Annotated in this window: 16 protein-coding genes and 1 riboswitch; of the genes, 11 read left to right on the forward strand and 5 right to left on the reverse strand. The window is 52.9% G+C overall.

Annotated features, from left to right (window positions below; translation table 11 throughout):
• The first annotated feature begins 3 nt into the window (after window positions 1-3).
• Window positions 4-1,023, forward strand: a complete 1,020-nt coding sequence (locus tag NDQ72_17530; protein ID WKD27817.1) for a GTP-binding protein — start codon at window positions 4-6, stop codon at window positions 1,021-1,023.
• Here the strand turns inward: NDQ72_17530 and NDQ72_17535 are convergent.
• A complete protein-coding gene (locus NDQ72_17535) occupies window positions 1,003-4,116 on the reverse strand; it encodes an EAL domain-containing protein (GenBank protein ID WKD27818.1) in 3,114 nt (1,037 codons plus the stop codon). The genes NDQ72_17530 and NDQ72_17535 overlap by 21 nt on opposite strands.
• A gap of 185 nt (window positions 4,117-4,301) precedes the next feature.
• On the opposite strand from NDQ72_17535, the gene NDQ72_17540 reads away from it, so the two are divergent.
• Entirely contained in the window at window positions 4,302-5,207 is a 906-nt protein-coding gene (locus NDQ72_17540; protein WKD27819.1) for a LysR family transcriptional regulator, read from the forward strand.
• 86 nt (window positions 5,208-5,293) lie between these two features.
• Here the strand turns inward: NDQ72_17540 and NDQ72_17545 are convergent, their stop codons facing one another.
• Complete coding sequence (locus tag NDQ72_17545; GenBank protein ID WKD27820.1) at window positions 5,294-6,811, reverse strand: NCS1 family nucleobase:cation symporter-1; 1,518 nt, start codon at window positions 6,809-6,811, stop codon at window positions 5,294-5,296.
• A gap of 657 nt (window positions 6,812-7,468) precedes the next feature.
• On the opposite strand from NDQ72_17545, the gene NDQ72_17550 reads away from it, so the two are divergent.
• The 5 genes from NDQ72_17550 to NDQ72_17570 all read left to right on the forward strand — a co-directional run bounded on the left by NDQ72_17550 (window position 7,469) and on the right by NDQ72_17570 (window position 13,627).
• Complete coding sequence (locus tag NDQ72_17550; protein WKD27821.1) at window positions 7,469-8,335, forward strand: acyltransferase; 867 nt, start codon at window positions 7,469-7,471, stop codon at window positions 8,333-8,335.
• 31 nt (window positions 8,336-8,366) lie between these two features.
• The gene (gene hydA / locus NDQ72_17555; protein WKD30435.1) at window positions 8,367-9,806 is read left to right on the forward strand and encodes a dihydropyrimidinase; all 1,440 of its coding nucleotides are present in this window, start codon (window positions 8,367-8,369) and stop codon (window positions 9,804-9,806) included.
• Between the two features lie 43 nt (window positions 9,807-9,849).
• Window positions 9,850-11,229: an NAD(P)-dependent oxidoreductase gene (locus NDQ72_17560; protein ID WKD27822.1), complete on the forward strand. Its 1,380-nt coding sequence runs from the start codon at window positions 9,850-9,852 to the stop codon at window positions 11,227-11,229.
• Window positions 11,226-12,560, forward strand: a complete 1,335-nt coding sequence (preA, locus tag NDQ72_17565) for an NAD-dependent dihydropyrimidine dehydrogenase subunit PreA (GenBank protein WKD27823.1) — start codon at window positions 11,226-11,228, stop codon at window positions 12,558-12,560. The genes NDQ72_17560 and preA overlap by 4 nt, the downstream gene beginning before the upstream one ends.
• Window positions 12,561-12,754: 194 nt before the next feature.
• A complete protein-coding gene (locus NDQ72_17570; GenBank protein WKD27824.1) occupies window positions 12,755-13,627 on the forward strand; it encodes an ABC transporter substrate-binding protein in 873 nt (290 codons plus the stop codon).
• Here the strand turns inward: NDQ72_17570 and NDQ72_17575 are convergent.
• Window positions 13,624-16,680, reverse strand: a complete 3,057-nt coding sequence (locus NDQ72_17575) for an efflux RND transporter permease subunit (protein WKD27825.1) — start codon at window positions 16,678-16,680, stop codon at window positions 13,624-13,626. The two genes, NDQ72_17570 and NDQ72_17575, sit on opposite strands and share 4 nt — an antisense overlap.
• 1 nt (window position 16,681) lies before the next feature.
• Entirely contained in the window at window positions 16,682-17,779 is a 1,098-nt protein-coding gene (locus tag NDQ72_17580) for an efflux RND transporter periplasmic adaptor subunit (GenBank protein ID WKD27826.1), read from the reverse strand.
• Between the two features lie 150 nt (window positions 17,780-17,929).
• Between NDQ72_17580 and NDQ72_17585 the strand changes: the two genes are divergently transcribed.
• From NDQ72_17585 to NDQ72_17600, 4 genes are all read left to right on the forward strand, one after another.
• Window positions 17,930-18,550, forward strand: a complete 621-nt coding sequence (locus NDQ72_17585) for a TetR family transcriptional regulator (protein WKD27827.1) — start codon at window positions 17,930-17,932, stop codon at window positions 18,548-18,550.
• A gap of 231 nt (window positions 18,551-18,781) precedes the next feature.
• On the forward strand, window positions 18,782-20,047 hold the full coding sequence (codB, locus tag NDQ72_17590; GenBank protein WKD27828.1) for a cytosine permease: 1,266 nt from the start codon (window positions 18,782-18,784) through the stop codon (window positions 20,045-20,047).
• Window positions 20,048-20,063: 16 nt separating this feature from the next.
• Window positions 20,064-21,320, forward strand: coding sequence for a cytosine deaminase (codA, locus tag NDQ72_17595; GenBank protein ID WKD27829.1), 1,257 nt, complete (start codon window positions 20,064-20,066; stop codon window positions 21,318-21,320).
• Between the two features lie 32 nt (window positions 21,321-21,352).
• Window positions 21,353-21,523, forward strand: a riboswitch (FMN riboswitch).
• 105 nt (window positions 21,524-21,628) lie between these two features.
• Window positions 21,629-22,126, forward strand: a complete 498-nt coding sequence (locus NDQ72_17600; GenBank protein ID WKD27830.1) for a 6,7-dimethyl-8-ribityllumazine synthase — start codon at window positions 21,629-21,631, stop codon at window positions 22,124-22,126.
• A gap of 450 nt (window positions 22,127-22,576) precedes the next feature.
• On the opposite strand, the gene NDQ72_17605 is transcribed toward NDQ72_17600, so the two are convergent.
• Entirely contained in the window at window positions 22,577-23,026 is a 450-nt protein-coding gene (locus NDQ72_17605; protein ID WKD27831.1) for a GNAT family N-acetyltransferase, read from the reverse strand.
• Window positions 23,027-23,040: the final 14 nt, after the last annotated feature.

Below are 23,040 nucleotides of genomic sequence, written 5' to 3' on the forward strand. Positions count from 1 at the left end.
ACGTTGTCAGCCACTCGCGTGCCCGTGCATATCATTACAGGCTTTCTCGGCAGCGGCAAAACCACGCTTATCCACAGCCTAATCGAGCAAAAGCCTGTGGATGAGAAGTGGGCCATTTTAGTCAATGAGTTTGGCCAGATTGGCATTGATCAAGCGATGTTTGAGCAGCGCGATGATGTCGTCGTCAAGGGGCTCCCCGGAGGCTGCCTATGTTGCCAGCTGGCCTTTGTGCTGCAGGCTGCACTGGTCAATTTGCTCGCCCGCAACAAACCAGACCGCGTCATTATTGAGCCTTCGGGGCTTGGCCATCCAGCCGGCTTACTCGATTTGCTGCGCGGCGAAGCCTTTCAAGATGTTGTGGCCGTGCACGATATTATTGCTACCCTAGATCCGCGCCGGTTAGATGAATCTCGGGTCCGTGAACACGAGACCTTTCAGGACCAGTTGGCCATGGCCGATGCCATCGCCATTACGATGGGCGAGCAGGCCAGTACCGAACAACACGAACATGCGCAGCGCTTTGTGACGGAGCTCTGGCCACCACGCAAGTGGGTTCATCGCAGTGAGCATGGCACGATGCCGCTATCGCTGCTGTTGAACAGCGCCCAGACCCGTGCCCAACAAGATACCGCTGTCCCTGATACGCATCGTCAAATGATGGCAACTCCCACGCTGGAAGGCGCTTTTTTTGATACGGCTCCTGCGCTGGGCCAACCTCAGCACAAGACGGCTAGCGCCCTTGGATACACCAGCACAGGCCTTCGTTGGCACCCCAGTGAACGCTTTGATCTTGATCGTTTGGCCGCCCACGTAGCTGAGTTTCCCTCATCTGCGCGAGTAAAAGGCGTCTTTCATACCAAGCAGGGCTGGAAGCAGCTCAATCGAGCCGATGGAACACTTAGTCTCGGCAATAGCGCCTGGCGGCAAGATTCGCGGCTTGAGGTGATTACCCCCGACAATGACGCTGATACTCACACCAATTTACTGACAGAACTGCAATCATCAGGAGCGCTGTTGAGCTAAAAACGTTTTCTCGATGGCGTCTACCGGCATAGGGCGCCCAAACAAATAACCTTGAAAAGCTTGGCAGCCATGAGCCAGCAGCCACGCTTTCTGGCTCTCTGATTCGACGCCTTCGGCAATGACATCAAGATTTAAGCTTTTTGCCAGGGCAATCGTACTCTCCACAATGGCCGCATTAGCACTGCTTTCTAACACTTGATGGACAAACGACTGATCGATCTTAAGCTGATCAAGTGGCAACTGCGCAAGATACGCCAGCGATGAATAACCGGTTCCAAAATCATCCAGAGAAAAACGCACACCTTGGGCTTTCAGGCTCAACATTTTGTCACGAGCATCGTCGCGCGCTTCCACAAACAACGACTCGGTAACTTCAAGCTTGAGGCGCTCAAGCGGTGCCTTTGTACGCACAAAAACCTGCTGTAAGCGAGATAAGAACTCACTATCGCGAAACTGTAGTGGGCTGATATTCACAGAAATCGTCAGTTCACGCAGGTGTGGCGTTGCTGCCCAGCAAGCTAACTGATGACATGCATCTTCAATGACCCACTCACCAACCTCATTAATCAGCCCGGTACTCTCTAAGAGTGGAATAAACTCGCCAGGTGACACCATGCCACGCTCTGGATGCTGCCAGCGCAGCAGTGCCTCAACTCCCGTGCAGTGGCCAAAGCGATTCACCTGAGGCTGGTAATAGAGGCGCCATTGGTGACTCTCCAATGCCTGCCGCAAGTCGGCTTCAAGCTTAACCCGCGCCAGTAGCGTAGCCTGCATCGAAGGATCAAAAAAGCGTATGACACGACGCCCGCTCGCTTTCGCCTGTAACAAGGCCATATCGACCTGCTGAAGATAGTCTTCGGCGCTTCGCTGGCTATCGGACACAACCGTAATCCCAACGCATGCGGTGACCATGACTTGCTCTTCAGAGAGATTAACCGGCTCATCAAGCGCCACCAGTAGTTTCTGGGCAATATGTTCTGCTAAGCGGCGTGTCTGGCGTGGGCTTCCATCGACGTCTTCAATAAGCACCGCAAATTCATCACTACCCAGACGAGCCAACGTATCGGTATCACGCAACATTTGGCCAAACCGCTGGGCAACCCGCTGAAGCAACTGATCGCCGGCGAGATGCCCCAGGGTATCGTTAATATGGTTGAAACGGTCGATATCGATCACCAACAACGCCCCACAACGCTGATGGCGGTTTAGCTCTTTTAGTGCTGTCTCCATTCTGTCCATAAACAAGCGTCGATTTGCGAAGCCCGTTAATGGATCATAAAACGCAAGCTGGTGGATCTCTTGCTCAGCGGCTTTGCGCTCACTGATATCACTCATGGTGGCAACGTAGTTAGTCAGCACACCGTCTGCATCGTAAACAGCACTGATCGTCAGCCACTCAGGGAACAGCTCACCATTTTTGCGCTGATTCCAGATTTCGCCCTCCCAACTTCCTGTGGTTATCACCCGCTTCCACAAACGACGATAAAACGCTGCGTTATGGTGGCCAGAGCTAAACATGCGTGGGTTCTTACCGATCACCTCAGCATCGCTATAGCCGGTTATGCGCTTAAAGGTCTCATTAACTTTTAAAATATCTCCCCGTGCATCCGCCACTATGATGCCCAAATGTGCTTGAAAAGCAGCCGCTGCAATCTGCAGCTCAACTTCTGCGCGCTTCGCTTCGGTAATATCACGGTTCACCGATAACACTCCCTCAAATTGTCCAGCACTACTGATTAGCGGGCTCACGGTGGCATGAAAATGGTGTGGCTGTGCATCAATGGTCAGCGGATATTCAAATCTTTCTACTTTATGCAACTGCTGGACTCGCTCAAAAACGGCGGCAAATGCACGAGCTAAGGGAATAGGCAAGACATGTGAAAAGTGTTTTCCCAGTGCATCTTGGCTTTTAACAAGTAGCTGCTCAGGAGAGGCCGCATGGATATAGTTAAAGCGCCCTTCTACATCAAATACAAAAATCAAATCCTGAATCGAGTGGACTAAGGCATCCATGCGCGCGCCACGCGCTTGCGCTTCGGCTCTTGCTAGCTCTCGCTCTTTTATTCGTTCATGTAGTTGATAAGCTAACGCAAGGCGGTTTAAGTAGTGGCGAACACCCCAAGCCCCCAACAGCGTAATCAAACCAACGACCAGCAACAACACCAGTAAACGCTGGCGCCATCCTGCCATCAGCGTATGAAGGTCAACGCCCACTGCAACAAATACCGGATAGTCACTAATGCGCTGCATGTGAAATAAGCGTTTACTTCCGTCAAGGGGCGAGATTGCGGTTAATGTCCGAGTAACACTATCGCTGTTTAACCACTGCTGTGTCTCAGGTGCATCAAGCTGGCTACCAATGAGCATTCCTTCATGGGGATCCGGGTGCCGAGCAACCACTTTTAGACTCTCATCTATCAGCGCCATACTCTCACCGTCGTACAGTCGCATTTGCTGCAGCGCACTATTGAGGATATGCGGCATGATACGAGACATAATCACACCGGCGAAGTCGCCCTGATCATTCACTAGACGCCTGCCATGATAGAGAAAGAAACGCTGCTTGCTTGCCGACCAAATAAGCGGCGTCATCATTTCGTCTTGGCCACCTTGTTGAAAGGTGCGGAAAAAGGCGCTGTCGCCAAGCCCCTCCCCAACATGTCGATTAGCGTTACTGCTTAAACGTAGGCGCCCCTGAGGGCCTAAGACACTAACACTATCGATCAGTGGCACGTACTCGGTAAGATTGTCTAGCGCTCGCTGGACGGCAGTTGCACTTTCCGCCTCTAAATCATCCAACCCCAAAGAATTTTCTTGATGAACTTTTAGCAGCTCGGCCAGACTAAACAAACCTTGGCTGCTCTGCCCAAACATGCCTGTTACCCATTCTGACACCACATTCGCACGAGCAATCACACGGGACTCAGCCGCATTGACTTCTTGGTGATATTGGCCTTTGAGCAACCAGCCAAACAGCGCAATCATCATACATAACGACAAAATATAGAGCGCAATAACGCGCTGCTTTTGGCGCCGAAAGCCAGGCATTGCCTGGCTTTTGTCAGTTACCCGATCACTGCGAGGTAGCAGCATTATATGTAGGCCTTATTCAAATATCCCAGAGCACACCTGATACAGTATAAAAAGAACGGTGAAAGATAGACCACAGCGGCTCCTCGTAAGCGGTTCTAAATAGTGGCGCGGCTTGTTTTTGATGTATATCTATTTTCAGCAAAAAAGCTCATAAAAGTCGTTATTTTACTTAATAAGAGGCTGCCATGGCATCGTTAGGCCAAATGAGTGACTACGAAGTACGCTTGGTGCGTATTTTTAAAACGGTCGTGGAATGCGGTGGTTTCACCGCTGCGGAAACCGCTTTAGGCATCAGTCGCTCAGCCATTAGCCAGCACATGAATGATTTAGAAGGCAGGCTAGGCTTTTCGCTATGCCAGCGTGGCCGAGGCGGCTTTAGTTTAACCGAAGAAGGCAAAGAAATTTACCAAGCAGGTTTGACGCTACTGACCGCGCTCGAAGCCTTTAAAAGCGATGTAAACGCATTACATCATACCATCAAGGGCGAACTGAATATCGGTATCACCGACAACTTGGTCACCTTGCCTGCCATGCATGTTACCCACGCGCTCGCCGAGCTGACAGCGCCAAACCATGAAGTCACGGTCAATATTCATATGGAGCCTTCAGATGCCGTTATTCGAAGCGTAATGGATGGCCACTTGCATGTCGGCGTTGTGCCTGCGGTTAACTTACCCTCTAGCTTGGAAACACAGCTGCTGTACGAGGAGCCTTCGTTTCTTTACTGCGCAGCTGACCACCCCTTGTTTGATGAAACTGATGAAGCATTCACAACTGAACAGATTGCCGCTTATCCAGCGATAACGCCTCGCTACCCACTCCCTAGCGATGCGCGTAAAGCACATGATGCGTTAAATTTACAAGCGTCTGCCTCTGATCGGGAGGGCGCTGCGTTTTTGATTCTCACTGGACGGTTTATCGGTTTTCTTCCCGAACATGTTGCCGCCCAATGGGTTAATGCCAATAAGATGCGCGCCATTCAGCCGGGTACCCAGCATTATCAGATTCCGTTTGTTTTAATCACTCGCCATGATCGCCGCCCCAACCGGGTGGTCGATGCATTTTTAGAATTTGTGAAAGGCGCAAAATAGCTCACTTGGTTATGCCAAGCACAAAATAATCAAAGCTCGGCACTTAGCCGAGCTTTGATTATTAACGACGTTTACTGATAACGAGTTTATGGCAGTTTTGCCGTCTCGCTGGCCATGTGTGGCGCGGGCCCAACCTGAGAAGATGATGTTAAAACGTGGCTTGCGGCGTAATAAACAATCGCGCCAAGCGCAGAGCCGGTAAACCAGCCATAGTCATAGAACCAGTTCATGGTGCCGGTTAACAGCGAGATTAGCGTCAGTGCCACCGGCACGCCGAACGCGATAAAACCCGCCACATTGACCGCAGGATAAGCACGGTTATCCATATATAAGCTAGGCACGTCTAAACGCTGCTTTTTAATTAGGAAATAGTCCACTGCCATGATGCCTGCGATGGGGCCAAGCAGGCTGGAGTATCCCAGCAGCCAGTTTGAATACATCTGCTCAAGAGACACCCCTTGAGCAATGAGACCCGCTTTCTGCAAAAGGTCGTAGCCCATCAATAAAACACCCACCGCTCCGGTCATAAGTACACCGCGGGTTTGGTTAATCAGTTTTGGGGCAATATTCTGGAAGTCATTCGTGGGAGAAACAATATTCGAAGCGGTATTAGTGGAAATCGTGGCAATAATGATTAGCAACATGGCAAGCACTACCCAGAAAGGGCTTTCGATATAGCCAATCAAACGTACTGGGTCAGCAACCGTCTGGCCCACTAGCGACTCAGACGCCGCCGTTAATACAACGCCCAACGCTGCAAAGAAGAACATTGTCAGCGGCAACCCAATCACTTGACCAACAATTTGATCTTTTTGGCTTTTGGCAAACCGGCTAAAATCAGGAATGTTCAGCGACAACGTCGCCCAAAACCCCACCATCGCAGTTAACCCTGCAAAGAAGTAGCCATATACCGATGCTCCTTCTGGGCGCGAGGGCGGTTGCGCTAATAACTCAGTCATCGACATGTGCGGCCATGCCCACATCATTAACCCGATCCCCACAGCAAGCAGCAATGGCGCCGCTAGAGTTTCCAGCCACTTGATCGACTCAGCCCCACGAATGACCACAAGCAGATTCATTGCGCCGAAGACAAAAAAGCCAATCACTTCACCTATCCCACCCAGCGCAGCCCAAGCGGGGACTAGTTCGGATAACAGAAGATGAATAGCCAAACCACCAAACATCGTTTGAATGCCAAACCAGCCGCAGCCTACGAGAGCCCGCACCAAACAAGGCACATTAGAACCTAAAATACCGAACGATGATCGCAGCACAACTGGAAAAGGAATACCAAATTTAGTGCCCGGAAAAGCATTTAGAGTGAGCGGAATCAGGACGATCACGTTGGCTAGAAAAATGGCAAAAAGCGCTTCGCCCACACTCAGGCCAAAGTAGGCGGTTAACACACCACCCAAGGTGTAGGTCGGTACACAAATCGACATCCCCACCCAAAGTGCCGCAATGTTCCATTTGCTCCAAGTGCGCTCACTCGCCTGAGTGGGCGCAATATCTTTATTGAAACGAGGACTATCACCTACGTCTTTGCCTACATCGAGTTCAATTAACCCCTCTCTGTCCACCATTCGGGATGTTGAGCCAGTCATATAGTCTCCTCAGCAGTGCTGTAGCCCAGTAAGTTCACGGTTTCAGTCTTTTAAGAGCAATAAGCGTGCCTAAAACAAAAGCACAAACACTAACCCATTGATCAAAAAGCTGACTTACCAGGCAGGCATACACATACTTATAGCGTGATTGTTGTTATTCGCCTTACAGGTCTTAAAAGCCATTAATAAGCGTAGCCATTTAAATAAAATACGCACCAAAAAGATGCGTAAAAAATATCAACACCCAAAATAAAACAACATAAACTTATGTTTTAAAAGACAAAATAAAATATCACCAACATCGACCAGCACTTCACCAACTTAGCAAAAACAGCACTAAAAATAATAAAAACATTAAAAAATCAAAGAGTTAAATCAGTAAATAAAAATTATTAAAAACACTTGAAACAACACCTCACAAAGGACTATGTTCAAAAAGCTGTCAATAAAGACAACTTTACAAACAACAATAAAACGCTCGCTTAGCCTCGCTTGCATTACGCTATTTTCAAAGCACGCTTCACAAGCAAGGCTAAGCGAAAAAGGCACCGTAAGACGCCGCTGCACGCCACGTAATCACACACTTGTTACTTGACCAGTAACGTACCGACATGCGTACGCATGCGGTTGGCGCGCATGACTTGAGAGGGCTGTTACATGCAGAAAATGAAAATTGGCTTAATTCAAATGGGTCTCAAAGCCAGCACCGATTTAGACCCCGCGGCGATCCGCGATGCGATGAACGAAGCGCACCTACCGATGATTCAGCAGGCCGCCGAACAGGGTGTACAAGTACTGTGTTTTCAAGAAGTCTTTAACCAGCCGTACTTCTGCCCAAGCCAAGATGGCAAATGGTATGCCGCCGCAGAGCGGGTTCCAGAAGGTCCCACCTGTCAGATGATGCAAAAACTGGCTGCCCAACACCGCATGGTCATTATCGTGCCCGTGTATGAAGAAACAGAGACCGGCGTTTACTACAACACCGCCGCTGTGTTTGATGCCGACGGTAGCTACCTCGGCAAATATCATAAAACTCATATTCCTCAAGTGGCCGGTTTTTGGGAGAAATTCTTCTTCAAACCAGGCAAATCAAACTGGCCAGTCTTCGACACTGCCTACGGCAAAATTGGTGTGTATATCTGCTATGACCGCCATTTCCCTGAGGGCTGGCGTGCGCTGGCACTCAACGGTGCTGAGGTGATCTTCAATCCTTCCGCTACCGTGGCTGGGCTTTCCCAGTACCTATGGGAGCTTGAGCAGCCTGCTTCCGCCGCGGCTAACGGCTGCTTCATTGCCGCTATCAACCGCGTGGGCACAGAAGCGCCCTGGAATATCGGTGACTTCTACGGCTCCAGCTATATCGTCAACCCCCGCGGCAAAATCGAAGCCCAGGCCAGCGAAACGGAAGACGAGCTGCTGGTGCATGAAATTGATTTAGACATGGTGCGCGAGGTGCGCAATAACTGGCAGTTCTTCCGTGATCGTCGCCCCGATGCCTACACCCGCCTCACTGATGGTGAGTAGCCCTGTTGATGAATCATACGAGGACTTCATGATGAGCTTATTGATCAAAGGCGGCACCGTCGTCACCCATGCCGACACTTACCGCGCCGACGTTCTGTGCGTCGACGGAAAAATCCACGCCATCGGCACCGATTTAGACCTCCCCGACAACTGCGACATCATTGATGCCAGCAATCAGTTGGTAATGCCCGGCGGCATTGACCCTCATACCCATATGCAAATGCCGTTTATGGGCGCAGTGGCCAGTGAAGATTTTTACACCGGCACCGCCGCCGCGATGGCGGGTGGTACCACGACGATTATCGACTTTGTCATTCCAAGCCCAGGCCAATCACTCTTAGAAGCCTTTGAGACGTGGCAAGGGTGGGCGGAAAAAGCGGCTACCGATTTCGCTTTCCACGTGGCAATCACCTGGTGGGATGAGAGCGTCAAAGAGGAAATGGGTACCCTGGTGCGCGAACACGGCGTGAATAGCTTCAAGCACTTTATGGCCTACAAGGGCGCGATTATGGCCACTGATGACATATTGGTGGAAAGCTTTTCACGCTGCCTTGAACTGGGCGCGGTACCTACGGTACACGCCGAAAACGGTGAACTGGTTTACCACATGCAGCAGAAGCTACTGGCCCAGGGCATTACCGGGCCGGAAGCTCACCCACTTTCCCGCCCGCCACAAGTAGAAGGTGAAGCCGCCAGCCGAGCGATTCGAATTGCCAGCACGCTAGGCGCGCCGGTTTACCTGGTACATGTATCCACCAAAGACGCCGTCGATGAAATTGCCTATGCCCGCCAGCAAGGCCACCCAGTATTCGGCGAGTGCCTGGCAGGACACTTACTCATTGATGACAGCGTTTACCAGCATCCCGACTGGGCAACCGCCGCGGCCCACGTAATGAGCCCACCGTTCCGCCCCAAAGGGCATCAGGAAGCGCTTTGGCATGGCCTGCAATCCGGCAATTTGCAAACCACTGCCACTGACCACTGCTGCTTCTGCGAAGAACAGAAAGCTGCAGGCAAAGATGACTTCACTAAGATCCCTAACGGCACTGCAGGGGTAGAAGATCGTCTTGCAGTGATATGGGACGCAGGCGTTAACAGCGGCAAGCTCTCGCCCCAGGAGTTTGTCGCGGTGACATCTACCAATACCGCCAAAATTTTCAACCTATACCCTCGTAAAGGTGCCATCCAAGTGGGCGCCGATGCCGATATTGTGGTGTGGGATCCTAATGGCACACGTACGATCTCTGCTAAAACTCATCATCAAAATGTCGACTTCAACATTTTCGAGGGCAAAACGGTGCGCGGCATCGCGCGCCACACGATTAGCCAAGGGAAATGGGTATGGCGAGACGGTGAACTGCACGCCGAGCGGGGTGCTGGGCGCTACTTAAAACGTCCCGCCTACCCAGGTGTGTTTGAGCTACTGGCTAAACGTGCCGAATTAAATGCACCGGTAGCCGTAACGCGCTGAACAACTCCTCAAGAAAAGAAAAAAGCCAACAGGAGAGATGACCGTGAACCACTCACTTGACCACCTGCCTAGCGCACAAGAGGTCGGCACCTACGACCCACCGACACTGGCAAGCAACTTTAGCGACCTCCATCCGCCGTTAACCCACCGCCAAGCAATGATCGAAAGCCAGCGCTGCTTGTACTGTTTCGACGCCCCCTGCGTTGAGGCCTGTCCATCGGATATTGATATCCCCAGCTTTATTCGTCAGATCAGCGAAAACAACATTAATGGCGCCGCAGAAACCATTCTGGAAGCCAACATTCTTGGCGGCAGCTGCGCCCGGGTGTGCCCCACTGAAATCCTCTGCGAGCGTAGCTGTGTGCGCAACCATGATGCAGAGTGCCAGCCAGTGTTAATTGGCCTGCTGCAACGCCACGCCACTGACCATATGCAGTTCGAAAGCCACCCGTTCAAGCGAGCGGCTAACAGCGGCCGCCATATCGCCGTGGTAGGCGCGGGGCCCGCCGGCCTTTCCTGTGCTCACCGCTTGGCGATGCTAGGCCATCAAGTGACCATTTTTGAGGCCGAACAAAAACCAGGCGGACTGAATGAGTACGGTATCGCCCGCTATAAGATGACCGATGACTTCGCCCGTAAAGAAGTGGAATTTCTACTAGAAATAGGCGGCATTGAGCTTCAGTACGGCCAGCGCCTCGGTGATAATTTGTCTCTCGCGACGCTGCACCAGCAGTTCGATAGCGTTTTCCTCGGTTTGGGTCTTGGTGCCAGCCGTGCCCTAGGGCTCACTGGGGATGATGCTCCCGGCTTGATGCCCGCCGTTGACTACATTAAAACCCTGCGCCAAACCAAAGACCTAGGAAGCTTACCTGTCGCCAAGCGCTGCATTGTGATCGGTGCAGGCAATACCGCCATTGATATGGCGACTCAAATGGCCCGGCTAGGCGCGACAGAGGTAACGCTGGTCTACCGCCGCGGCACAGAGGCGATGTCTGCTACCGATCATGAGCAAGAAATTGCCAAAGCGAACGGCGTACGTATGGTGACGTGGGCCCAGCCAGACGACATTTTATTGGATGACCAAGGGCGCGTGGCGGGTATGCGTTTTGCCAAGACCCACGATCAGGCTGGTCAGTTAACACCCACGGGTGAAACATTCGACCTTGCCGCCGATGCCATCTTCAAGGCGATTGGCCAAGGCTTCGATAGCGCTAGCCTGACGGATGAAACCGCTAGAGAGCTTGCCCGCGACGGCGAACGTATCCAAGTTGATGCCTTCTTGCGCACTTCAATGCCCAATGTTTACGCGGGTGGCGACTGCGTCAACTCCGGCCAAGATCTCACCGTTCAAGCCGTTCAACACGGAAAACTGGCTGCCCATGCCATTCACCAGGCGCTCGCCGCCAAGCAGGAGGCCGCATGAACACACTTCCTTTCACACCACCGGGTAACAAAAACAGCGGCGATAGCGTGGTAAACGGCATTGACCTGTCGGTGAACTTTGCGGGCATTAAAGCCCCGAACCCATTCTGGCTAGCCTCTGCCCCACCCACGGATAAAGCCTATAACGTAGTACGCGCCTATGAAGCGGGTTGGGGCGGCGTCGTCTGGAAAACCCTTGGTGAAGAGCCACCTGCGGTGAATGTCTCTTCACGTTACTCCGCTCACTATGGCAAAAACCGCGAAGTGATCGGCTTTAACAATATCGAGCTGATTACCGATCGCTCGTTGGAGATCAATCTTCAAGAAATCACCCAGGTGAAAAAAGACTGGCCCGACCGAGCGCTGATTGTCTCCATCATGGTGCCCTGTAACGAAGACGCTTGGGCCTATATTTTGCCACTCGTGGAAGCAACGGGCGCAGATGGCATCGAGCTCAACCTGGGCTGCCCTCATGGCATGCCGGAACGCGGCATGGGGGCGGCGGTCGGCCAAAATCCCGATCTGATCGAAAAAGTTGCCTACTGGTGTAAGAAGCACTACTCAAAGCCGGTGATTGTAAAGCTTACCCCCAACATCACCGATATTCGCGTGGGTGCCCAAGCCGCGCTACGGGGTGGCGCCGACGCGGTATCGCTGATCAATACCATCAACTCGATCACCAGTATCGACCTGGACAATATGGTCGCCAAACCCACGGTAGGCCACCAGAGTACCCACGGTGGCTACTGCGGCAGCGCCGTGAAGCCTATCGCGATGAATATGGTGGCAGAGATTGCCCGCGACCCGGCAACGCCAACGCTGCCGATTTCCGGCATCGGCGGTATTTCCACCTGGCGGGATGCGGCAGAATTTATCGCCCTGGGAGCAGGTAGCGTGCAGGTATGTACCGCTGCAATGCTCAACGGTTTTCGCATTGTAGAAGAGATGAAGGATGGCCTTTCACGCTGGATGGCGGAAAAAGGCTACGACTCTATTGAATCGTTCTCGCGCAAAGCCGTGCCCCAAACCACCGACTGGAAACATCTGGACATCAACTTTAAAACCATCGCCAAGATTGATCAGGACCTGTGCATTGAGTGCGGTCGCTGCTATATCGCTTGCGAGGATACCTCCCACCAGTCGATTGCCAAGCTCACCGAGCAAGATGGCGCACGCCGTTACGAGGTAATCGAAGACGAGTGCGTTGGCTGCAACTTATGCCAAATCACCTGTCCAGTGGAAAATTGCATCACCATGGTGCCTCAAGAAACTGGCAAACCGTTCTTAGCCTGGGACAACGACCCTCGCAACCCCTTCCGTGTCGCTTCATAAGCTCATCTCATAAGCTTATCTCATAAACGACGCATCACGACCTAACCCTCGATAATGGCACCGCCCTCCTCTGTGAGGGCGGTCACGCTTTGCGCAACAGTTTGTTCCGTTATAAAAAGGCGACATAGCGCCTCTTCTTTTGAGAATATGAGAAATTATCGCATATAAAACATTTTCTCATAAAAGGAGCTACGATGAAGCCTACCTCTTTTGCCACTAAATTCGTTCCTACATTCGCCACAGCCGTACTGTTTTCAGCCATCAGCGTAAACGCTCATGCCGAGCAGCGCATCGCCACCTTCGACTTAGGCAGCCTAGATACGCTAGACGCGCTGGGCTTAAGCGAGCAGGTGGTTGGCGTCCCCAAGCAGAGCCTGCCCACCTACCTAGAGCAATACGCTAGCGACCGTTATAGCGATATTGGTGGCCTGCGCTCACCGGACATGGAGGCCATCAGCGCTAGCGAGCCTAGCCTGATTCTCTACACTGGCCGCCAAGGCGATTGGGAAGCAGCACTTGGTGATATTGCCCCGCTACTTAACACCAGTTTGCAAGGCGATAATTACCTTGCAGCGTTTGATGACAACGTGCGTGAGCTCGCCAGCCAATTTGAGGCGGAAAGTGACGCTGATGAGGCACTTGCAACGCTCCACACAGAGATTGACGCGCTACGCGAAGCACTCAGCAATGCCCCCAGGACACTGGTCGTCACTCACAACGGCGGCAACCTGATGCTTAACCAACATCCCGTCGTTCACGATGTGCTAGGCGTGGAAGCGCTCAGCATGCCGGAGAGTGTGACCTCAGAAACCCGTGGTGAACGCACCTTTACACCGCTTTCTGCTGATGCCATTGCCGACATCAAACCAGACGTGGTGCTGGTCATTGATCGCAGCGCCGCCATTGGCGATGAACCTGCGGATGCCGACCAACTGCGCCAAACACTAGCCGAGGCAGGTACTACCCCTCAGCTAGTGATGCTAACCCCGGCACTTTGGTACCTCTCCGGTGGCGGCCTACAAAGCTTAGCGCTACAAGTTGAAGAGGTCGCTGCTGCGCTGAATTAAGTGCTCGGTGAATCCTCATGAATCTTGATCTGGTAAAGCACGCAATAGATCACCGGTAGCACGATAAGGGTGAGCAGCGTGGCAACACCAAGCCCACCGATCAGCGCAACCGCCATGCTGGCGAAGAATGCATCACTAATCAACGGAATCAGACCCAGCATGGTGGTTAGCGCAGCCATTGAAACGGGGCGCACGCGGCTAATAGCGGCGCGCACCACGGCGTGATAGCGATCTTTGTGCAACGGCAGTTGCACATTGATCTCTTCTACCAGAACAATGGCATTCTTGATCACCATCCCGATCAAACTCAGCGTGCCCAGCAGCGCCATAAACGAGAAAGGCAGCCCGGTTAGCAGTAACGCGGCCACTACGCCGACAATGGTCAGCGGCACCAAAAACCAGATCGCCAGCGGCTGACGGAAGTTATTAAACAACACCACCGTGATAATAAACATCATCACCAAGCCAAGTGGCAACGATGCAAACAGGCCGCTCTGAGCTTCACCGGCAGTCTCAAATTCACCGCCCCACTCAAGCCGATAACCGGGTGGCAATTCAAGCGCTTCTACTTGAGGTCGAACCTGAGCCAATACGCTAGCCGCCGTCACTCCGCTTAGCGGGTCGGGTTCGCCATATACCGCCAGCATGCGCTCGCGGTCACGCCGCATCACCAGTGGGTCAGCGACCTCGGTCGTCACATCCCGCATCACTTGATCAGCCGTGATGTAACGCCCCTGTTCGGCGCTCCATACGTTAAGCGACCCGACGTTATCGATATCGTTGCGCTGCTCTGGTATCGCTCTAGCGACAATCGGAATCAAGTCGCTGCCGTCACGGTAGATGCCCACCTGACTACCGCTAGTGCTCAACGCCAATGTGGCCGCCAGGTTCTCGCGCGTAACGCCCAGCCGTCGTGCGGTGTCTTCGGCAAAAATTGGCACCACGGCCTGAACACGGTTACGCCAGCTAGTGCGAACACTGACCATATTGGACGTATCACTAAACAGTGCCGCGACTTGATCACCTAGCTGGCGTAATACGGCGGGGTCGCTGCCGTAAAACCTTGCTTCGATCTTGGCTTTCGGGGCAGGGCCGACTTCCAGCGGGGCGATTTTATAGTCGATATCGCTGTGATCGCGCTCAAGTACCGCTTCGATATCCGCCATGCGCGCTTGCTGTATCGCTTTGTTATCGGTTTCAACAATTAGCTGTGAATAACTGGCATAGCGGTCTTCCGGCGCATAGGTCAGGGTAAAGCGCTGGGCACCGCCGCCTACCACGGTGGTGAGATGACGGACACCCTCCATCTCCATCACCACCTCTTCCAGCTCTGCCACCCGCCGTTGGGTTTCCAGAATATCGGTGCCTTCTGGGGTGCGGTAATCAACAAAGAAGATGGGCGTATTCGAGGCAGGGAAAAAGGCATTCTTGACGGAACCAAAACCGACAACCGCGCCTGCCAGTATGACCATCACCAGACCAAGTGTTAGCCAACGCAGCCGGATACCCGCCACAATCACGCGGCTAAACAAACGGTACACCACCCCTTTGTAAGGATCTTCATCTGTGCTGCTAGGCGCCACATTGCGAAACAGCAGTTTGAAATAGAAAGGTGTGAGCGTCAGCGCTGTCAGCCAACTTAGCAGCAGTGAATAGAGCAACACATAGAACAGCGAGCCGATAAATTCACCGGTGGTATCTGGCGACAACCCAATTGGAGCAAATGCAGCAACTGCGATCAGCGTAGCTGCCAGCAGGGGCCATGCGTTTTGTCGAACCACCTGATGCGCTGACTCACGAATACTTTGGCCACGCTTTAGGCCGACCAGCATGCCTTCCGTGACCACAATGGCGTTATCGACCAGCATCCCTAGGGCGATAATCAGTGCCCCCAGCGAGATTTTTTCCAATTGCAAACCGTGAATGCGCATCAGCATAAAGGTGCCAATAATGGTAATCAGCAGAATAAAGCCCATTAGTAGGCCGCTGCGCCAGCCCATAAACAGCATGAGCACCACAATGACGATGGCAACCGCCTGAATCAGGCTGATTAAGAAACCGGATACCGCTTCATCCACCACGCTCGGCTGGTCATAGACCACATTGAGTTCCATACCCAACGGGGTGCGTGCTTCCAGTTCGTCAAGTCGCTGTTCGAGTCGGGCACCTACTTCGACCACGTTGACGCCGCTTTCAAACGAGATGCCCAGGGAAATAGCCGGCCGCCCCATATCGCGGTAAAGCTGCTGCGGTTGCTCGGTCAAGCCACGGGAAACCTCTGCGATATCGCTCAGCCTTACCAGCTCACCGTTACCTTCACTAACGATTAACGCGCGTAAATCATCAATATCGGCGGAACTACCCGAAGGCGTTACTCGGAAACGCTGGCCCCCCTGCTTCAAGTGCCCCGAGTCCACTACGGCATTTTGCGTATTCAGCAACTGCTGGAGTGAGCTTAGCGGAATGTTCAACGCACGTAGCCGCTCTCGGTCGACTTCAATAAAAATGCGCTCGTCTCTTACCCCCGCCAGCGACACCTTTTCAACGCCGTCGACCAAGGCGAGTTCACGCTTAAGAAACTCGGCTTGGCTTTTCAAATCGGGCATGGCATAGCCATCACCGATCAGGTTAATCATCAAGCCGAACACATCGCCAAAGTCGTCGTTGACTCGTGACTGGCTAGCGCCTGGCGGCAAGGCGGCCTGCGCATCGCCCACTTTGCGGCGTAATGAATCCCACAGCTGTTGCAGCTCATCGTTTTGCACCGTGCTTTGCAGCTCGATGGTAATCTGCGAAAGCCCATCAGAGCTTACCGAGCTGATGCGCTTAATCGCGGGCATTTCCTGAATGGCTTCTTCCAGTGTCGAGGTGACTTCCTGCTCCACCTCTTCTGGCGTAGCACCAGGGTACTGGGTGGTGACCAGCGCATTACGGATAGTAAATTCAGGAAACTCAAGCTGCCCCATGCCAGTGAAAGCGAGTGCCCCGCCGAAGAGCAGTACCACGGTCATTAAATAACTAGCGGCCCGGTGGCGTAAGAAGTAATCAACCATCTTATAGCCCCTGTTCCTTTTCCCATGGTGTTACACGCATATCAGCACTGACACGATGGGCTCCCGCTGCCACCACTCGATCATTCGCGGCTAGTTCACCACTCACTTCTAACCCCTTAGAGGTTAAACGCCCCACTTCAACCGGCACCGCCTCTAAACGGTCCGGCGCCTGAAAACGCCATACCACCGCCTGCTCTGAGTTCTCACCTTGATAGCTAATGGCGTCAGGCGGCAGATGCCAAACAAGACCTTCAGACGCGGGTAACAGTTGGCCTAAATCAAGTCGCACGGTGGCGCTCATGCCATCCAGTAGCGTGATATCGTCGGGCTGCGGTAGCCGAAGGGTTACCTCATAAGCCAAGCTTTGGGCGCTGGCCTGGGTGGTATAAGACGCCAACTGGGCAAGGTAAGGTTTTTCGCTATTGCCAAACCGCACTTCAAAGGCCATCGCCGTTTCAAACGGAGTCACCTCGTCACTGTGGGGTATTTGCTGAACGATTTGCTGCGGTAAATGAAAGATCACATCAAGCTGCCCTGGCTGCTGAATCACCGCCACGGTTTCCTGCACCTGGACAATCTGCCGATTATCTACCGGTACCTGGGCAATCACACCATCGTAAGGTGCGCGCAGTTGGGTATTTTCCAACTGCTCTTCGGCCTGCTCAAAGGTCGCCCGAGCGGCACGCAATTCCGCCGTTGATTCATCAAACCGCGCTTGGCTAATCGCTCCACGCTCTAGGGTATAGCGCATGCGTTCGTGAGTGGCCCGTGCCAGCTCTAGCCGCGAACGGGCGCTATCCAACTCACTGCGCATATTACGATCATCAATACGTGCGATGAGGGTGCCTTCCGTTACCCGCTGACCGGGACTCACGTTAAGCTCTAACAGCTCACCCGCCATGCGAAACGATAGATTGCTGCGTGTAGTGGCTTCAACGCGCGCAGGAAACTGGCGCTGCAGCGCGGCACCAGACGCTTCTAATGTCACCAGCTTCACCGGCCGAGGAAGAGGTTCATTGTGGCTCTCGGCATAAGCGTCACCTGCTGCCAGCAGCAGGGCCAGCAGCGCTGGAAGCAATCGAATCACAGTGTTACGCACAGCGGACTCCTCGGTGGGGTTATCAATACGCAGTCATAAAAATTTCACTGACATTCATGAATGTCAGTGAATGTGTATACTAATCGCCTACTGGCGACTTTGCCATTCAGCAATGCCAATATAAGTGCACTTTTTTCGTTAGGAGCCGCTATGTCACGCCGCAAAGCTGAGGCTGAACGCACCCGTGAGGCCATTCTTGATGCTGCAGAAACTCAGTTTCTCACTCAAGGGGTTTCGCGCACCACATTGGCCCATATTGCCGCAGCGGCTGGCGTTACCCGCGGTGCGATTTACTGGCATTTTGAGGATAAAGCAGCGGTATTCGATGCCCTGCTAGAGCGTGTTCGCGTGCCGCTCGATGAAATTGTTGATGAGGCAATGCGACGCTTAGGTCATGACCCCATACACTGCTTGCATGCCATTGCCCACGATGCGCTCAGCGCTATCTGCTACAACATACCTTTTCAACGCGCCGCCACCATCGTGCTGCACCGCTGCGAAAAGCTAGAGGATGACCACCCGCGTATTAGCATGATCACTAAGCTTTCAGAATATTCGAAGGCACGAATAGAACAATTATTCGAACAAGTACAGCAAGGCGGCCAATTACGCCGGGGGCTTAGCCCTGCCAGTGCTCGACTTCAGTTTGATAGTTTTTTAATCGGCATCTGTTTTGAATGGCTACAAGATCCGCAGCAATTCTCATTAGCAGACGAGTACGAGAGTATGATCGAAACGTTAATGCGGGGGTTGTTGGAGAGTACGCTTTAAACGCCTTGGGGAGCTAAGCTTGGCACGCAGGTTGCTTATATAAGGGAGCCTCTGATTAATGTGATGAGCGCAGGCCAGACAAGGAAAAAATCAACGAAAAAGCGGAGTTTACGGGTTGTAAATGAGCATTTTGATCGGACTCGCGCACGAGGCGATTTTTAACGCAGTATGGCCAAGCGCAATAGTTAATCGGAGGTTTCCTAGGATAATAATACTCACCTGGAGTCTCCCATGCACCACTCTGACTATCCGCTAAGTGAAGTCCCCACTAGCGCCCGTAAGGGCTTGCTCTCCACCTCCGTTGTGCTGCTCGGCTTTACCTTTTTTACTGCCACCATGTGGGCTGGTGGCTCGCTTGGCCAATCGTTCCCGATTGGCCAACTGCTCTGGATCATATTGGTGGGTAACTTGTTGCTGGGCGCTTACGCGGCAGCCCTCGCTTACATTGCCTGTAAAAGCGGTCTTAACTCCGTGCTGATGGGACGCTTCTGCTTCGGTGAAAAAGGCAGCAAGCTTTCCGATTTTATTCTCGGCTTTACCCAGATTGGTTGGTACGCCTGGGGCACTGCCACCATTGCCCTAGTGTTAGTACGCACCACAGGGATGCCTGAATGGCTGGAAATCCCCTTAATGGTGCTATTTGGGTTTGGTTTCTGCGTAACGGCCATGATTGGCTATAAAGGTATGGACTGGCTTTCACGCTTTGCTGTGCCCGCCATGATGCTGTTTATATTGATTAGCCTGTTCACCGGGCTGGTGGATGCACATGGATTTGCCGGACTAAGCCAGCAAACGCCCACGGAAAGCATGAGCGTGGCGGCAGCGATTACCGTCATCATTGGCACCTTTATTAGCGGAGGCACCCAAGCGACTAACTGGAGCCGCTTCGCCAAGACGCCGAAAATTGCCGTGATCGCGACTCTGGCGGCTTTTTTTGTGGGCAACGGCTTAATGGTGCTAACCGGCGCACTGGGTACCATGATTTACCAGCAGGCGGATATTGTCGATGTATTGATCGCGCAGGGCTTTGTCACCATCGCGGTGCTGATGCTGTTTCTAAATATCTGGACCACCCAGGACAATACCATCTACAACTTTGCCGTCGCGGGCTGCAATTTGCTGCGCACCGAGAAACGCCGCTTAGTCACGGTTTGTGGCGCAGCGATTGGCACCGTGCTGGCGGCAGGCGGTATGTATAACCTGTTGATTCCCTTTCTAGTACTGCTAGGCACCTTTATTCCTCCCATGGGCGGGGTGATCATGGCGGACTTCTGGCTCAAACATAAAGGCCGCTACCCTACTCTGGAATCCACTCAGCTACCCAATTTTAATCGCCGAGGGTTAGCCGCCTATGCATTAGGCGCTGGAGCCGCCTATCTCTCCCCGTTGCTCCCCCCATTGGTAGGTGTCGTAGTAGCAGCAGTTAGCTACGCTGTACTGCTTCGTTTAAACCACGCTACGCTAAGCGATACTTCCCCTTCGACTGCCAAACAATAAGTGAGCCCCTAATTATATGAGCATGCAGATCATTAACGCCCGCCTACGCCAGCGCCCTGAGCTTTACCGGCTTGAGATTGAGAACGGTACGTTCACAGCGATTACCGCTCAAGACGCGCCACAAACGGCGGGGGATGAGCAAATTGATGCAGGCGGCAAGCTGCTTTGCGCGCCGTTCATTGAACCGCATATTCACTTGGACGCCGCGTTAACGGCGGGCGAGCCAAGCTGGAATCAAAGCGGCACGCTGTTTGAAGGCATCGAGCGCTGGGGGGAGCGTAAGCCCATGCTCACCGAAGCGGATATTCGCGAACGCGCGCTTAACACCCTGAATCTGTTGATAGGCAACGGCGTTCAGTTTGTGCGTACACACGCCGACACCAGCGACCCCAGTTTAATCGGCATTAAAACCCTATGCGCCTTGCGCGATGAATTGAAAGATAAAATTGATATCCAAGTGGTCGCCTTTCCGCAAGATGGCCTGCTTTCCTACCCCGGCGGCGACCGCCTGATGGAAGAGGCGCTGGAGATCGGCGCGGACGTTGTCGGCGGCATTCCCCACTTTGAGTACACCCGAGAACTAGGCGTCGCTTCCATGAAGCGGGTGATAGAGCTAGCGATCAAATATGACCGTTTGGTGGATGTGCACTGCGATGAGATAGACGACCCTAACTCGCGCTTTCTTGAGGTGCTGGCCTGCGAAGCGCTGTTTAACGATTTAGGCAGCCGCGTGACTGCCAGCCACACGACGGCGATGCACTCTTACGATAACGCCTACTGCTCCAAGCTGTTTCTGCTGCTCAAGCGTTCGGGCATCAACTTTGTCTCCTGCCCCACCGAAAGCATCCACCTGCAGGGACGCTTTGATAGTTACCCAAAACGTCGCGGTGTTACCCGCGTAAAAGAACTAAACGCCGCGGGCATTAATGTCTGCTTTGCCGAGGATTCCATCTTCGACCCCTGGTACTCGCTGGGTAACGGCAAGCTGTTGCGGACGCTCGATTTTGGCTTGCATATCTGCCAAATGATGGGCTACCAGGATTTCAGCCAGGCGCTATCGCTTATCACTGATAACAGCGCCCGCACACTCAATATTGAGGAGCGTTACGGCATTGAGGTCGGCAAACCCGCTAGCTTCAACCTGCTCGAGGGCGAAGATGACTACAGCGTGCTGCGCAATCAGGGCGAGGTGCTACTTTCCGTTCGCCACGGTGAGATTATTATGCAGCGCGACCCCGCAAAGATCACCACGCCCCCGTGGCTTGGCCTTTAGAAAAAGCGTAATATAGCCGGGCTGATAATCAGCAAAGTTCTCAGGGCGGGGTGAAAGTCCCCACCGGCGGTGATGGTGGCTGAATAAACTTTTGTCATCTAAGCCCGCGAGCGCTCAAGACGGTTGTTTTTTATTTCTTGAGGTCAGCAGATTCGGTGAGAAGCCGAAGCCGACGGTGATAGTCCGGATGAAAGAGAACGGTACCTTAGACACGCAACTTAAAAAGTGGCTTCAGCCACCTTTTGCGGTTGCCTGACGACCGGTCCCGCGTGCCCTGATTCTGGTACAACTTATCCAAGAGAATGACCATGAATCAGACATTTCCGCTAACGCTTTCAACACACACCACGGCTCAGCGTATCGCGTTTATTCAAGGCCACTGGCATCAAGATATTGTCGAGAAGGCCTATGAAGCATTTATCACTGAAGTAGAACGCTGCGGTCTTAACGCCGAACAAGTGGACATCTTCACCGTATCAGGTGCTTACGAAATCCCCCTCCAGGCAAAAATACTCGCCGAAAGTGGCCGCTACGGCGCCATTGTCGGGGCAGGCTTTGTGGTAGACGGCGGCATTTATCGCCACGACTTTGTCGCCCATGCGGTCATTGATGGCTTAATGCGCGTGCAGTTAGATACGCAAGTACCGATTATCTCGGTCGTCTTAACGCCACACCACTTCCATGAGCACACCACTCACCACGATTTCTACACCCAGCACTTTGTTACCAAAGGGCAAGAAGCCGCCCAGGCGTGTCTGAATACGATGGAAAACCTGCACCGGGCGCGCAAGCTAAGCAACGCGTAAATCTATAGTGCAGTTAAAATCTATAGTGCAGTTAAAACCTGAGCTGTTTGAGCCCGGCTAAACGCCGGGCTTGGCACGCCTAGTCGATATATGAGTGCTAATAAGTGCTTATACATAAGTTTGCGAGGATTCAGGCCCCATTAAATCAGTGGTTGCCTATGATCATTTTTCAGCCGCTCAAGGCTCATCGTCTATTGTAGGAGGCCGCTTCTAGCGGGCGATGGCGGCGTAGCCGCCCCTACTATAACCAGGCAAATCAGTTAAATCATCGTCGAAGTGTCGAACCAAAGCTAAAGCTCCCTCCCACAACACCCAGGCAGCTAAGTTCTTATGCATACGTTTACGAGCATTTAGACCCTATCGAATCAGTGGTTGCCTATGATCAGTGCCCGCTTAATTTTGTGCAGGCACTTACTTCAGAAGATGACGGCTCCTTAGTCATCATTTACGTTATTTGATATCCAACAAATAGCCGTAAAACGCCGTGTTGCGCTGCCAGTCCAAGGACTCATAAAGGTGCTGGGCGCGCTCATTTTCTACCTGAGTCATAAGGATTAAGCGCGCGACACCATGCTCGCGAGCCAGTTGGGTAGCGGCTTCCATTAACGCCCTTCCCGTCCCATTATCACGACACTCCGGCAACACAAAAAGATCATTTAGCGTCCAACGCGCATTCAAGCCCACCGTGGAAACCCCAGGATAAAGTTGCACGAAACCAGTGAGGTTACCGTCACTATTTTCACTAACTAAAATGCGCGAGTCAGCCTGCCCAAAGCGCTGACGCAAGAAATCACGCGCCGCATCGATATCACTCGGCTGATTATAGAACTGCCGATAGCCGTCGAGTAATCCACTAAGCGCCTCTAAGTCAGACAGTACCGCTGAACGAATATTAACCATGCCAACTACTCCAT

Origin of the sequence: Halomonas sp. KG2, assembly GCA_030440445.1 — a bacterium.
Lineage (GTDB): Bacteria > Pseudomonadota > Gammaproteobacteria > Pseudomonadales > Halomonadaceae > Vreelandella.

Coding starts and splice junctions, on each gene's coding strand:
- NDQ72_17535 (WKD27818.1), bottom strand. CDS start 4,116: ATGCTGCTACCTCGCAGTGATCGGGTAACTGACAAAAGCCAGGCAATG.
- NDQ72_17540 (WKD27819.1), top strand. CDS start 4,302: ATGGCATCGTTAGGCCAAATGAGTGACTACGAAGTACGCTTGGTGCGT.
- NDQ72_17545 (WKD27820.1), bottom strand. CDS start 6,811: ATGACTGGCTCAACATCCCGAATGGTGGACAGAGAGGGGTTAATTGAA.
- NDQ72_17550 (WKD27821.1), top strand. CDS start 7,469: ATGCAGAAAATGAAAATTGGCTTAATTCAAATGGGTCTCAAAGCCAGC.
- hydA (WKD30435.1), top strand. CDS start 8,367: ATGAGCTTATTGATCAAAGGCGGCACCGTCGTCACCCATGCCGACACT.
- preA (WKD27823.1), top strand. CDS start 11,226: ATGAACACACTTCCTTTCACACCACCGGGTAACAAAAACAGCGGCGAT.
- NDQ72_17570 (WKD27824.1), top strand. CDS start 12,755: ATGAAGCCTACCTCTTTTGCCACTAAATTCGTTCCTACATTCGCCACA.
- NDQ72_17575 (WKD27825.1), bottom strand. CDS start 16,680: ATGGTTGATTACTTCTTACGCCACCGGGCCGCTAGTTATTTAATGACC.
- NDQ72_17585 (WKD27827.1), top strand. CDS start 17,930: ATGTCACGCCGCAAAGCTGAGGCTGAACGCACCCGTGAGGCCATTCTT.
- codB (WKD27828.1), top strand. CDS start 18,782: ATGCACCACTCTGACTATCCGCTAAGTGAAGTCCCCACTAGCGCCCGT.
- codA (WKD27829.1), top strand. CDS start 20,064: ATGAGCATGCAGATCATTAACGCCCGCCTACGCCAGCGCCCTGAGCTT.
- NDQ72_17600 (WKD27830.1), top strand. CDS start 21,629: ATGAATCAGACATTTCCGCTAACGCTTTCAACACACACCACGGCTCAG.
- NDQ72_17605 (WKD27831.1), bottom strand. CDS start 23,026: ATGGTTAATATTCGTTCAGCGGTACTGTCTGACTTAGAGGCGCTTAGT.